Source organism: Myxococcales bacterium, assembly GCA_012517325.1.
In the GTDB taxonomy this organism is placed as follows: Bacteria; Lernaellota; Lernaellaia; order Lernaellales; family Lernaellaceae; genus JAAYVF01.
This window is the reverse complement of sequence record JAAYVF010000055.1, coordinates 1-12,883: the sequence shown is the minus strand read 5'-3', so window position 1 is coordinate 12,883 and position 12,883 is coordinate 1. Positions and strand designations below refer to the sequence as shown.

At 58.0% G+C, this 12,883-nt stretch carries 11 protein-coding genes and 1 riboswitch; of the genes, 5 read left to right on the top strand and 6 right to left on the bottom strand.

Going from position 1 to position 12,883, the window contains the following annotated elements; genetic code table 11:
* Window positions 1–200 precede the first annotated feature (200 nt).
* A riboswitch (cobalamin riboswitch) is annotated at window positions 201–393 on the top strand.
* 27 nt (window positions 394–420) lie between these two features.
* Both GX444_09820 and GX444_09815 read left to right on the top strand, forming a co-directional pair.
* Window positions 421–1,311, top strand: coding sequence for a PEP-CTERM sorting domain-containing protein (locus GX444_09820; protein NLH48886.1), 891 nt, complete (start codon window positions 421–423; stop codon window positions 1,309–1,311).
* Entirely contained in the window at window positions 1,311–2,471 is a 1,161-nt protein-coding gene (locus GX444_09815) for a hypothetical protein (protein NLH48885.1), read from the top strand. Before GX444_09820 ends, GX444_09815 begins: the two co-directional genes overlap by 1 nt.
* 13 nt (window positions 2,472–2,484) lie before the next feature.
* Here GX444_09815 and GX444_09810 read toward each other — a convergent pair whose 3' ends face one another.
* Window positions 2,485–4,326 (bottom strand): hypothetical protein, encoded by a 1,842-nt coding sequence (locus tag GX444_09810; protein NLH48884.1) that lies wholly within the window; start codon window positions 4,324–4,326, stop codon window positions 2,485–2,487.
* A 133-nt stretch (window positions 4,327–4,459) separates the two neighbouring features.
* On the opposite strand from GX444_09810, the gene GX444_09805 reads away from it, so the two are divergent.
* Genes GX444_09805 through GX444_09795 form a run of 3 tightly spaced genes read left to right on the top strand, consistent with a single transcriptional unit; the run spans window position 4,460 to window position 7,760 of the window.
* Window positions 4,460–5,770: a thymidine phosphorylase gene (locus GX444_09805; GenBank protein NLH48883.1), complete on the top strand. Its 1,311-nt coding sequence runs from the start codon at window positions 4,460–4,462 to the stop codon at window positions 5,768–5,770.
* Window positions 5,767–6,714, top strand: a complete 948-nt coding sequence (locus tag GX444_09800) for a bifunctional riboflavin kinase/FAD synthetase (protein NLH48882.1) — start codon at window positions 5,767–5,769, stop codon at window positions 6,712–6,714. The genes GX444_09805 and GX444_09800 overlap by 4 nt, the downstream gene beginning before the upstream one ends.
* Window positions 6,702–7,760, top strand: coding sequence for a flippase-like domain-containing protein (locus GX444_09795; GenBank protein NLH48881.1), 1,059 nt, complete (start codon window positions 6,702–6,704; stop codon window positions 7,758–7,760). The genes GX444_09800 and GX444_09795 overlap by 13 nt, the downstream gene beginning before the upstream one ends.
* Before the next feature lie 253 nt (window positions 7,761–8,013).
* Here the strand turns inward: GX444_09795 and GX444_09790 are convergent, their stop codons facing one another.
* The 5 genes from GX444_09790 to GX444_09770 form a co-directional block, all read right to left on the bottom strand.
* Complete coding sequence (locus tag GX444_09790; GenBank protein ID NLH48880.1) at window positions 8,014–9,234, bottom strand: hypothetical protein; 1,221 nt, start codon at window positions 9,232–9,234, stop codon at window positions 8,014–8,016.
* A gap of 2 nt (window positions 9,235–9,236) precedes the next feature.
* Window positions 9,237–10,421, bottom strand: a complete 1,185-nt coding sequence (locus GX444_09785) for a hypothetical protein (protein ID NLH48879.1) — start codon at window positions 10,419–10,421, stop codon at window positions 9,237–9,239.
* On the bottom strand, window positions 10,418–10,840 hold the full coding sequence (locus tag GX444_09780) for a hypothetical protein (protein ID NLH48878.1): 423 nt from the start codon (window positions 10,838–10,840) through the stop codon (window positions 10,418–10,420). Before GX444_09780 ends, GX444_09785 begins: the two co-directional genes overlap by 4 nt.
* The gene (locus GX444_09775) at window positions 10,837–12,597 is read right to left on the bottom strand and encodes a hypothetical protein (GenBank protein ID NLH48877.1); all 1,761 of its coding nucleotides are present in this window, start codon (window positions 12,595–12,597) and stop codon (window positions 10,837–10,839) included. The genes GX444_09780 and GX444_09775 overlap by 4 nt, the downstream gene beginning before the upstream one ends.
* A 117-nt stretch (window positions 12,598–12,714) precedes the next feature.
* Window positions 12,715–12,883, bottom strand: a 169-nt coding sequence (locus GX444_09770) for a hypothetical protein (GenBank protein ID NLH48876.1), incomplete at its 5' end; no start/stop codon positions are given.

Genomic DNA, 12,883 nt, shown 5'->3' with positions numbered 1-12,883 from the left:
GGGGCAGCTGCCCCTCCAGGACGCAGACCAGCAACCTCATCCGCTGTAACTCCTTGGGAGTCATCGAAATCATGTCCTTCTTCATGGGGGACATAATCGCTAAGCAGTTACAGGGGACAAAGTCGCTAAGCTAATACAGTCGCCCGGCGGCCATTGGCAGCCCGGTCCGAATGTGATTAATATTAAATGTTTTGGCGCCATTCGGCCCAACAGGATCGGGCGCCCCGTAACGGGGTGAAAAGGGAAGCCGGTGCGAATCCGGCGCGGTCCCGCCACTGTAAGCCGGGGAGTGGCGCGCCAACAGGTCACTGTCACGCGAAGCGCGTGATGGGAAGACGGCGCGCCGCGTTCGACCCGCAAGCCAGGAAACCTGCCCGATCGGCAAACGACCGCCCAGGTCGGCACTCGCGGAGGTGTTCCATGGCTCGCTTGTTTTTCCGGTTTTCCCTTTTGCTTTTACCCTGGCTTTATGCATCCGTCGCCCTCGCCGGCCCGTTCACCGAGCCGGGCATCGACAAGGACGATCCGGCCATCGTCGCCTGGGCGGCGTCGTCTGCCGACTACCTGCCCGCCGCGGACGTGGACGAGCAGTGGCGCGATCCCGCCAAGGCGCTCGGACCGGCGGCGGGAAACCCCTACGACGTGGTCAGCCTGGGCGAGCGGCCGGACGGCGACGACGGCGCCCCGGGGCAAATCACGCTGGGCTTCGCCGAACCACTGGCCGACCGGTCCGGCTATGACTTCGCCGTTTTCGAAAACAGCTTCCCGACCGTCGGCCTGCTGTTTGCCGAATTGGCCTTCGTCGAGGTCGGCACCGACGGCGAAAACTGGGCCCGCTTCCCTGGCGTGTCGCTGACGCCCGGGCCGGTCGACGAGTACGGCGCGCTCGATCCCACCGACGTGTACAACCTCGCCGGCAAACACCAGAACGCCTACGGCACCTACCTGGGCACGCCGTTCGACCTCGCCGACCTGAGCGAGCACCCGGCGGTGACCGCCGGCCTGGTCGACCTGCAGGAAATCCACTGGGTGCGCCTCGTCGACATTCCCGGCGGCGGGCTCTATACCGACGACGCGACCGCCTTGGGCTACGACGCCGATCACCCGATCTACGACGTCTTTCCCACCACCGGCTCGGCCGGGTTCGACGTCGAGGCCGTGGCCGTGATCGACGAAACCAATCCGGCCGTCGACGATGACGACGATACCGCCGGCGACGACGACACCGGCGACGATTGGTACGAGGACGACGATACCGCCGGCGACGGCTCCGACGACGACGCGGACAATTCCGGCGCGGGATGCTCGTGATGCGCGGGCGGAGGCGGCTTGCGGCCCGGATCGCCGGGTGGCTGGCGGTGTGGGCGCTGACGCTGGCTTTCGGCGGCTGCGACGACGAAACGACTCTCGGCGGTGACGACGGCCTCTTCGAAGACGGCGCGAACGGCTATCCCTATTACCTGGCGATCGGCGGCGGCCTTTCCGAAACCTTCGGCGTTTTGAAGGTGAAACCGGGGCCGACGTTCGACTATTTCCCCGACGTGGCGCCGACCGGCATCGCGCTGAACCAGGCTGTCTACCGGCAAAAACACCTTTACGCCGTGTGCAGTCTGTCGAACTCGGTCGTCGTGTACGACCGCGAGCTCAACGTGCGGCGCGAGGTCTCCACCGGCGCCGGCACCAATCCGATGAACCTGGCCTTCGCCGACGACGGCACGGCCTGGGTCTCGGCGTTTCTCACCGACGAACTGTTGCAACTGGATTTGTCCGTGGGCGTCGCGGCCGACGACCGTCTGCTGGCGCGGGTCTCGCTGGCGGCGGCGGACCTGCCGCGCGACGTCGGCGCGGGACAAGCCTGGGCGCGGCCCAACGGTCTGGCCTTCGCCGACGGCAAGCTCTTCGCGGCGCTTTCCAACCTGTCGGCCAAGTGGACGCCGGCCGGTCCGGGGGTCGTCGCGGTGCTGGACCACGCCACCGGTCAGTTCGTCGATTTCATCGAACTCGAAGGCCGCGATCCGATCGGGGCCACCGTCGATGCGGAATCGGGCGTGATCTGGTTCGTCTCGGCGGGCGATTACGAAAACGGCGCGGGCTTCGCGGGCAACGGCCTGCTCGAGGCGGTGGACCCGGCGACGGACGAGATCGTCGGGCGCATCGCGGTCGACGGCGCGCCGTTCGAGCTGGCGCTGGGCGGCGGCGACCTGGCTTATCTCGGCAACGGGATGGACGGCCGGCTGCTGGTGGTCGACCGCGCGCAACGGACGCAACTGGATTCCATCGACCTGCGCCGCCACGTGCCGGCCACCGAGCTGTCGTACATTTCGGGTCTCGCGCTCGACCCGGCGGGCTTGTTGTACGTGGTCGACTTCAACAGCGACTACCTGTACGTGCTCGACCCCGCCGCCGATCACGAACTGATCGACGAGCGCGTCGTCGTCGACGGGCCGGATGCGCTGGCGTTTTTGAATTGAGGCGCGGGCGCGGTTACCAGACGTAAACGTGCCGCCCGAAAGCCGGGAACGAATCGATGAGCTTGCCGCCGCCGGCTGGCAGCGAGCGGTTTTCGAACAGGACCTTCACCGTCGCGCCGGCGGGCAGATCCTTGATCGCGAACGTCACGCCTTCCTTCTCGACATTGCGGGTGTTGACCGCGAGCAGCAGGTGTTCGCCGGTCGGCTTGCGTTTGTAAACGAAGTGGATCGCATCGCTGTCGGCGTCGACGGCGTTGTTTTCGAAACCGGTGCGGGCGACGGTCTGGGGGCCGGGGATGAACCAGCCGGCCAGGCCGCCCGGGCCGTTGGTTTCGGCGAAGAACTGTTTCATGCCCGCCCAGGGGCCGGGCATCTTGTCGACGTCGATGTAGGCCGCCTCGTTGTCGATGTAATAAAAAACGCCCTGAATGTCGTGCGCCAGACATAGATAGCCTTGCGCGAGCACCTCGGCCTGCGTGAGCTGACGGCCGAACTTCTTCACGTGCTCGCCCTCGTGCGCCTCGACCACCGCCCAGAGCGCCTTGGTGGGCCCGACCTCGGAGCGCATCCGCTCGATGCGTTCGGATATCTCGGTGACCTGCCGCCCCGAGCCCAGCGGGTAGACGTCGAACGCGGCGATGTCGAACGCGCCGTCGTACATCGCGAATCCGCCGGGCCGCCAGCCCTGGAACAGCACCGCCGCCGCGCGGTCGGGATCGGCCTTCTTCTGCAGGTTGTAGAGCTGCAGCACGAATTCCGGCGGCGAACCCCAGGTCGGATCGTTGTGATCGGCCTCATCCTTCAAATACCAGCATAGGTTGCCGGCGGCGTTTTTATTGAATTTCATGATCTCGTACATCGTATCCAGCGCCGCTTCCTCGCCGTGGTACTGGCGCTCGATCCAGTAGCTGCGGGTGTCGGTGAAGAACTGGCTGGTGCACAGCAGCTTGTTCTCGGCGCAGGCCTCGTTCCAATCCGGGAACCCGTAGCGGATACGGTCGTTGTACAGCCCGTCGGAATAGCCTTCCCACAGGCGGCGCCAGGCGGTTTCCCAACCCTGGAAGATCAGCGCGTTGACGTGGTTCTGAGCGTAGTAATGCCACGAATCCTTGCGCATGCCCTTGACCAGGATGCCGGCGAGGAACTTCGGCCCCGCGCCCGGTATGTATTCCTGCGTCCGCCCGAGATCGGCGAACTTGCTCGGCAGCTTGGCCGGCCAGAATCCGGGAGTCGACGGCGGCGCGTTGAAGTCTTTCATGGCCAGACCGACCCAGTCGATCGGTAGGTCGCCGCGCAGATCGCCGTAATCGCCGCGACCGATCCGGATGACGTAGGTGCCCTTGTCGTCCTTGCCGCGCCGGGTGTCGAACGGAAACTTCGCCACCTTCCATTGATGGTCGAACTGGCCGCCGAACCGGCCCAGCAATTGGAATTCGTCGTTCTTGCCCAGCACCTCCAGCGAGGTCGGCTGCAACAGGTTGTCCTTGTAACGGACGGCGATCACCGCGCCGGCGGCCGGCGTGGGCAGCACGCGAATGCGCACCTTGGCCGAGTAAAAGCTCGACAGCACCCGCGCGTTGGTGAACGACGCCGGCTGGCGCGGCTGGGTCACCCAGTAGAACCGATCGGGTTTTTCATAGCGGATGAACTGGTTCGCGTCGCGATCGCCCCACAGAAAGTAGTTCTCGGGCGCCGGCGGAAAATACACGTCCAGTTGCGGATTGTAATCGTTGGGCGTGCCGAAATCGGCGAACCGGACGAAGGCCGACCGGTCGACGCCGCCGTCGGGCAGATAATCCGCCGCCCAGGCCGGAATCGCCAGCAACAGGAAACAAACGAACAACCAGCGCCGCATGATCTCCTCCCTTTTCGTCAGCGGATTCACACTAGCAGGATCGCCGCGGGCAATGCAAACCACCGGGGCGCGACAAACACGTTGACGAAAAACGCGCGGATTACTAAGCTGTTTTTGCTTTCCGGGAGGTGCCATGCGCGCGGTCGACATCATTCGCAAAAAACGCGAAGGTCTGCCTTTGACGGCGGCGGAGATCGAGTGGTTCGTCGCCGCCAACCTGCGCGGCGAGGCGGCGGATTACCAGCTCGGCGCCTTGCTGATGGCGATTTTTCTGCGCGGCCTGAGCCCCGACGAGGTCGGCTGGCTGACCCGCGCGTTCATGAATTCCGGCGTCGTTCTGGACCTGTCGCGGCTCGCCGGGACCAAGGTGGACAAGCATTCGACCGGCGGCGTCGGCGACAAGGTGAGCCTGATCCTGGCCCCGCTGGCCGCTTGCGCCGGGCTGTACGTGCCGATGATCGCCGGCCGCGGCCTGGGCCACACCGGCGGCACCATCGACAAGCTCGAGGCGATTCCCGGCTACAACCCGTTCTTGCCGCTCGCCGATTTTCTCGACGTGGTCGAACGCGTCGGCTGCGCCATCATCGGCCAGACCGGCGAACTGTGCCCGGCCGACCGCAAGTGGTACGCGCTGCGCGACGTGACCGGCACAGTGGAAAGCATCGACCTGATCACCGCGAGCATCATGTCCAAGAAACTGGCCGCTGGCCTCGACGCCCTGGTGCTCGACGTGAAAGTCGGTTCGGGCGCGTTCATGCCGACGCTGGAACTGGCCGAAAAACTGGCCCGCTCGTTGGTGCGCGTCGGCGTCCAGATGGGCAAGCCGGTCCGCGCCGTGCTGACCGACATGAATCAGCCGCTCGGCCGCGAGATCGGCAACGCCAACGAGGTCGCCGAATCCATTGAAATTTTGCAGGGCCGGGGCGACCGGCGTTTGCTGGATGTCACCCTGGCGCTGGGCGCGCACCTGCTGGCCGCCGGCGGCGTCGAGAAGAACGCCGAACGCGCCACGGCGCGCTTGCGCGGCTACCTGGAAAACGGGCAGGCCTTGGCCCGGTTCGTCACCATGGTGGCGGCGCAAGGCGGCGACACGCGCGTCATCGAACATCCCGAACGGCTGGCGCGCGCGCCGTTGGAAAAACCGTTCGTCGCTACCCGCTCCGGTTACCTGACGGCGGTCGCCACCACCGAGGTGGGTTACGCCGCGATGTTGCTGGGCGCGGGCCGCGAGCGCGCCGAGGACAAAATCGACTTCGGCGCCGGGATCACCGTCAACAAACAATTGGGCGACCGGGTCGAGGCGGGCGAGCCGCTTTGCTTCCTGCGCGCCGGCGACGAAAACCGCCTGGAAGCCGGCCGGCGCCGGCTCGCCGGCGTGTTCACCGTCGGCGACATGCCGCCGGCCCCGGCGCCGCTCGTTCACCGGATCGTGGCGGAAGAATGAAACAGTACCGTTTGGAAGAACTCGCGCCCGGCGCGCTTGGGCCGACCTTGCTGACCATCGGCAATTTCGACGGCGTGCACCGCGGCCATCAGTACATCCTGGCGCAGCTCCGCGCCGCCGCCGATAAGCAGCACCTGCCCGCCGTCGCGCTGACCTTCGAGCCGCACCCCATCAAGGTGCTGTACCCGCAGAAAAATCTCGAAATGATCATGCCGTTCGCCGAACGGGCTCGTCTCTTCGACCGCTACGGCATCGACGTGCTGCTGACGGTCCGCTTCACCCCCGAACTGGCCCAGACCCCCGCCGACGAATGGGTGCGCGCCGTCCTGGTGGAATTGCTGACCGTCAAGATGCTTTACATCGGCTACGACTTTTCCTTCGGGCGCGGCCGCGACGGCGACGCCCTGCACCTCAAGCGGCTGGGGCAAAAATACGGCTTCCTGGTGCACCAACTGCCGCCCGAGGAGGAAGACGGCAAGCCGATCAGTTCCAGCCGCATCCGCCGCCTGGTGGCCGCCGGCGAGGTGCAAAAGGTCGAAAAGCTGCTCGGCCGGCCGTTCCACCTGCGCGGCGAGATCGTGCCCGGCGACGGCCGCGGCCGCGGCCTGGGCTTCCCGACCGCCAACCTGCGCACGGAGTGGGAATTGCTGCCGCACATCGGCGTCTACGCGGCGGTGGCGGTGGTGGACGGCGTGCCGCATCCGGCCGCGGTGAACATCGGCAAGAACCCGACCTTCAACCTCGAGGAACTGCGCATCGAGGCGTACCTGCTCGACTTCAGCGGCGACCTACACGGCAAGGAAATGGCGCTCTACTTCGTCAACCGCCTGCGCGACGAGATCAAGTTCGATTCGGCGGCGCAATTGGTCGAGGAAATGGAAAAGGACATCATCAAAACCCGCCGGCTGTTCGACGAGAAGCCCCCGCAAACATGGCTGCGATAAACCGGCGGCTGTGGCGCGATCCGAAAGTCTACCTCGGCTTTGCCGTGTCGGTTTTCTTCATCTGGCTCGCGTTTCGCAAAATCGATCCCGACAAAATGTGGCAGGCGATCGTCGCCGCCGACCCGCTGCTGATTGCGTTCATCATGGCCCAGGTGCTGGCGATGCTCTTCATCCGCGGCCATCGTTGGGCGCTGTTTCTCAAGCCGGTGAAGCGCGTTTCGTGGCTGGTGCTGGGCTGGTCGACCTGCATCGGCTTCGCGGTGAACAACCTGCTGCCGGCCCGGCTGGGGGAAATCGCGCGGTCGATCAGCGCCAGCCGCAAGACGGGCATCGGGTTCGGCACGGCGTTCGGCACGGTGGTGGTCGAGCGGATTTACGACACAATCACGCTGTTGGTGCTGTTCATCGGCAGCCTGTTTTTGTGGGACTTCGCCGGGCCGATGGACAAGCTGATCGCGGCGGTGCGGCAGCAGTTCGGTTATACCATCAGCCAGCGGGGCATCGCGGTGAACCTGGCGGTTTTCGTCGGCGTCGTGCTGGCGGCCATCGTGCTGCTCAAGTGGCGGACCGCGCTCGCCCTGCGGGTAGCCGGCTTATTTCTGAGGCCCTTCCCGGCGGCCTGGCGCGAGAAAATCCTGACCGGCCTGCAAAATTTCATCCAAGGCCTGACCCAGACCACCGACCCGTTCGAGGTCGTCTGGATTCTTTTTCTTTCGGCGGCGCTCTGGATCATCAGCATCTATTCGGTCTACGTCGGCCTGCTGGCCTGCGGCATTCCCGCCGGCGCGACCGACGCCATCTTCGTCATCATGAGCATGGCCCTGGCGGTCTCGATCCCGGCCAGTCCCGGCTACGTCGGCACCTATCACTTCCTCGCCGCGACGGCCATCGTGCTGACCGCCGGCGTTTCGTGGGACCAGGCCCTGGGCGCGGCGATCGTCATCCACCTGGCCAACTACCTGCCGCAAACCCTAGCGGGCCTGCTGGCGCTGGCGCGCGAAGGCCTCTCCCTGAAGGAAATCGAAAGCGAAACCCCGCGCGAATAACTTTCCCGTCCGGTAATGATTAGCTGATATGGATCAAAGGGGATGGATTCTCTCGCCGATGCGTCGTTTTTATTACTCTTCCTCGCCGATCATGTCGCCCGCGGTGCCCTGGTCAGCAAAACCGTAAATCTTCCACAGGTACGGCCCGGGAATCCTTTTCCACTTCTCACCATCGTAGTGCATGACACCCTTGTATTGGCCGACGACGTAAACGTCACTAGCGGGAGAGACCGGTTAATTGCGTATTTATTTTCTATTTGAGAAAACCATAAATAGTATAAATATTATAAAAGGCACTTATTGCAGACCATTGTTGGTTCTCATAAAGAAGGATTCTCGGCCGAAGAGGACCACCCGGATAGGGAGTTGGGCCGGAAACAAACACCATGCCCGTATCGGCCACCCAAAGGCCGACGATATAGGGATATCCACCATTATTATAAATGGGCATTTTTAAATCTATCAATGAATTACCATCGTAAAGATAAAGAATGCCTCTGTCTCTTGATGAATAATTCCAAGTTTTCCCGGCAATATATATTTCCTTATCAGAATACCCGTCCATGTCATCGAATGTCATTTGCGCAAAGGGATCGATGCCGGTGGGAATGTTGGCCCAGGTGGAGCCATCAAAATGGATAAATAGCGGCATTCGGTGGATAAATTCACCAAAATAACAAAACCCGACCGCGTACACCGAATCGGCCGAGGCGCCCCAAACATCCGTCAACCAACAATCCATGCCGGGAACCGGCAAGATGGTATCGGTCCATTGCTGACCGTCGAAATGGGTGATGAGCGGCTGATAATTCATATTATTATAACTGCCCGCGGTGCCGACGGCAAACACATCGCCCGTTTCGCTTACCCAAACCGCATCGAACGAAGCGCCAAAAGAACTGGAACGCTCCAAGGACCATTCGATTCCATCATAGTGAAGAATCAAGTAAGTTATATTATCATTCAGCCCGACAAGATAGATATTGTCGTCACCGGAACCGCCGATCCCCCGAATCTCACAATCGGGATAACCCGGTATTTTTTCCATTTCCCAATTGCCATGATCATTGTGAATTACGAGCGGTTTGTTATTTTCTCCTCCCCAAAAGAATCCGCCTGCCCAAACACTATCCGGACTCAGCCCCCAAAATCCACTTATTTGAATTCGATCAGCACTAATTAATGAACTCCATGAAATACCATTATATAGCAATATTGATAATTTATAATCCTTGCCATTCTTATCATTCATACTCGTATCATCGTCCGAAGCGGAATATTCTGCGAATATTGAGATGTTTAATTGCGATAAGTCCATCTCTGGTATTTCCGTATCGTCATCGCCAGTGTTTGAGTCATCGTCGTTGTCATCATCAGGCGAACCATTTACCATATCCTCATCATCAGAATCACCATTTTCGCAAGCATTAAGAAAAAGAAGAAGAAATGACAGGAATAAGAAGAATGTCTTCATTTTTATTTCTCCTTCTTCCCCATCGGCTCAAGTTTAATCAGCATGATTTCATGCGAGAATAGCTTTCCTTCTCTTTCCCACGAAACGATGCCGTCAATCGAACGAAGAGGCTCGTCCAACATTTGCCAATCGCTCCATGACGATTGGTGACTGGATCCCGGACGCAGGCGAAGCACGAAGACGCGCAACAAGGTATCCTTTGGATACAAGTCGCATTCAAAAGAATACTTCAAATTGCGAGCAACGTTGCTGGTATTGGCAACTATATACAGCGCATTGGGCAATTGAACATGCCCGATTATCTGTAAATTATCGGGATTCGCTTCATGCCAGGCACTGGTGATAATCGGTTTTGTGCTCCAATTGCCTTGATGTTCCAGTTGTGCTGCATAAACATCCTCATATGCTATTGGTTTCTGAAATATCGGATGATTTGTGTCGCCAAAAGACCAATAATATTCATAATCATAATCTATTTTTTTATTTTCCTCGCTGACGATTTTTCCCGGTCGCATCATCTCGCCATAGACAAGAAACTCAGGGATCAAATGCGAGCGCATATATGCCATCATACGAAGAAATTGCTCTTTTTGGGGATCACCGTAAGTGCGTTGATGCTTGTTGAATTCCTTGTGCCGTTCGGGAAACGGGAAATGGCGATATGGATGTCTGCCCGGTTTTGGTATCCAATAATGCCAATCGGTTGTCCCTTCGGGCAGTACTTCCGGTACATTCAACGGCTTTTCGGGATCTTCCATCGGCCGATTCCAATCGAGCATATAGGTATCCGCTTTTTTATCCATCGATGATAGGATATCAACCGGCACCAAATCGTAATCGATTCGAATCACAAACCCCGAAAGATAGGATTTTGCGACCAGCCAATAGAAACATTGGCCGATATTGTGGGCACTAGTTTCATCGGCGTTCGGGCCGGTTCCGCCGGACAAATTGCCGTGACCGGCCAGTTTCAAGGGCATGACCGGATTGTATACATATTGAAACATGGGTATTTCCATGCACTTTCCATAAAAAACCCAGCCTTCCCAACCGCCAAAACCACCCTCACTAAAATAATTTTTAGGACTCGCGTAAGTATATTGTTTATAAGGGCCCCACGTCACCGCCATGCCATAACAATCGACCGAGTCAATGAAAACCTCCGTCATCGCCTCGGTGCCGATCATTCCCTGGACTCGGCGGTAAAATGATCGTGCAGTTCATCCAATGTCATCCATTGTTCCACCGGCAGATGCAAATTTTGCATCAGAATGTCTGATCTGTCGCAACGAAAGCATTTGCCGCCCAAAAAGGTGACGCCGATATCATGATAAACGCCATCAAAAGGTTTCGATAAAGGGCTGATTCGATTCGATTCATAATTGCCCGCCCGTGTGAACGCGTCGCGATGCGCCATGAAACGGCGATAAGCCGTCGTGGAAGGACAAAGAAAATAATGATACAATCTCGCGAAATTATCCGGGACCATGCGTTTGTTCATCCAAGGCGAACCCGGATCATCGGTTTGTTTTTCCAGCCAACCCGGCCAATTCTTTTTAACCACGTTGGGATCGGAATCGTCCGCCGGCCCCCAGACCATTTTCATGGCGAAGATGTAGGGATGAGAAAATCCCCGTTTTTTTTGATTTCATCGTAGTTTAATAACACATTATCCGCGGGGCCGAAGCGAGTGCGCCAGTATTCCGGCTTGTTCCCGAATTGATAGCCGTCATTATATCGACGCCCGAAAGGATAATGCCAATCCCAACCCATGACGAATAATACCCGGCTTTTTTGCTCGGGTGTGGATGAATAGAGAATGTTGTGAAAGGCTTTTAGAAAATTATTGCCTTCTCTCGCCTGGGCGAATTCCGCACCGAGCAACCAGATGGCATATCCGGTTTCCCGATAAAATTTTTCCGTTTCGCCTTCGCGATAAATACGCGGTTTGCCGGCCCAGGCAGGGCCACCCGGATTTCTTGCCCACGATTTGTAAATATCCGCCGCGTCGTACCAGGAGATGACATCGCGCTTTCGATCGAATTCACGTAACAGAAACCAATAATCGTCCTGCCGGTAATCTTTCCAGTGAGGGATATATTCATCGTATTCATTTTCCGTTTCTTTCGAGGAAGGGGAAAGACCTTCGGTCTGACGATCCAGAATCGCCTTCAATCGCGTCGTGCCGGCATTGGTCGGTATCATCGAGGAGGATAATTTGGGGGATTTATTCGATTGCAAGGGTTGCCCATGACTATCGACAATGCGATGGTGATGGTCGTAGCCGGAACATAAATCATCGCTCCAATGAACCATACTGAATTGGTAATGGGGATTGTCGACCTCTCCAACCGCCGTCAAAGCGAAGGATTTTTCTTTCATCGAATCGTCGTGCGTGGCGAAATATAGCCCGGTATTTTTGGTTTCGGAAAAGAGTGCCATGAATTGCATGGAACCGTCATAACCATTGGGATAAGTCATACGGAGAGTATTTATTATGTTATTGCTATCCAAAGAATCATCAAGCTCTCGAAGTCGTTTATGAGGATTCCTTAACAATTTCCCTTCCTGGTGGGAATAAACCAAATAATTTTTATTCGGGTATCTAGGATCGATTTCTTTCAATCCCCGAATGATCGGATATTCAAAACCGTAAAGGCCGAATTGAAAATTTTTATCGTCGGCTTTTTCCCGATCCTCCGTGATCCGTTTGATGTGAAAATCGCCAAAATAAATATGACCCTTGGCGTCGATCCGAATAGACGTTCGAATGCGTAAAAAATCACTATCACTGAAATCGATTGATTTCGGAATTTGGCCGGATTCACTGGCGACAAAGTCTTGATTATCGCCGTCCAATTCTTCGCTATAATATCCGCCAGAATTTTGGCAGGCAAACTCCTTGAACACATAACCCCATTGGATCAGCCCCAGGTGACTGATATCCCAAGTCAGATGCAAGGCGTGATTTTCTTTATCCTTTTTTATCTTGGTTTTGAAGGTGATCTGGTCACAATGCAAAATACAGCCTAAATGATCGGGACCGAAATGCCGCCAAAATAGAAACAGGGTAAAAGGCGGATTGGTACCTTTCGCCTCTTGTTGGCTTTTTATTTCAACGCCCGATTTGGAGCCGGTCGTCGCGCCGGGCACCTCTGTTTTGCTATAGACATGACCCGTTTTTACGTTCTCGATATAGAGGATATTCCCCGTTTGCTTTTCAAGGGAGATTTGCGTCGGTCCATTTTTCAGAATGATTTCATTCGCGTGAATCAGGCCACTCGGTCTGGCCGTCATCCTCATTGCGCTTCGGACCATCCAATCCATGTTGGGGAAACCACGCATTTTCTTCAAATCATCCATGCCGTTTCTTCCTCGTGCCGTAAGGGCGGACGGTGGCGCCGGTATCGGCGCCGCGAGCGGGGAATGGGTTCTCGCCCGCGGCGCCGGGTTTTTATCGCGGTTAAAAGCACCCCGCCGCTATTCGTCCTCGTCCACCTTCACGTTCCGCAGAATTTGCCGGTCGGCCGGGAACGAAATCCAGTTGCCCTGCACGTCCTTGGTCACGAAAATGAACTGGCTGTCGCCCCGCAAACTGGAATCGGGGCTCACCAATACGCTGTAATAGGACTTCAACAAAACCGAGTTC

Coding starts and splice junctions, on each gene's coding strand:
- GX444_09775 (NLH48877.1), bottom strand. CDS start 12,597: ATGGATGATTTGAAGAAAATGCGTGGTTTCCCCAACATGGATTGGATG.
- GX444_09795 (NLH48881.1), top strand. CDS start 6,702: ATGGCTGCGATAAACCGGCGGCTGTGGCGCGATCCGAAAGTCTACCTC.
- GX444_09790 (NLH48880.1), bottom strand. CDS start 9,234: ATGAAGACATTCTTCTTATTCCTGTCATTTCTTCTTCTTTTTCTTAAT.
- GX444_09820 (NLH48886.1), top strand. CDS start 421: ATGGCTCGCTTGTTTTTCCGGTTTTCCCTTTTGCTTTTACCCTGGCTT.
- GX444_09810 (NLH48884.1), bottom strand. CDS start 4,326: ATGCGGCGCTGGTTGTTCGTTTGTTTCCTGTTGCTGGCGATTCCGGCC.
- GX444_09805 (NLH48883.1), top strand. CDS start 4,460: ATGCGCGCGGTCGACATCATTCGCAAAAAACGCGAAGGTCTGCCTTTG.
- GX444_09785 (NLH48879.1), bottom strand. CDS start 10,421: ATGATCGGCACCGAGGCGATGACGGAGGTTTTCATTGACTCGGTCGAT.
- GX444_09815 (NLH48885.1), top strand. CDS start 1,311: ATGCGCGGGCGGAGGCGGCTTGCGGCCCGGATCGCCGGGTGGCTGGCG.
- GX444_09780 (NLH48878.1), bottom strand. CDS start 10,840: ATGAAAATGGTCTGGGGGCCGGCGGACGATTCCGATCCCAACGTGGTT.
- GX444_09800 (NLH48882.1), top strand. CDS start 5,767: ATGAAACAGTACCGTTTGGAAGAACTCGCGCCCGGCGCGCTTGGGCCG.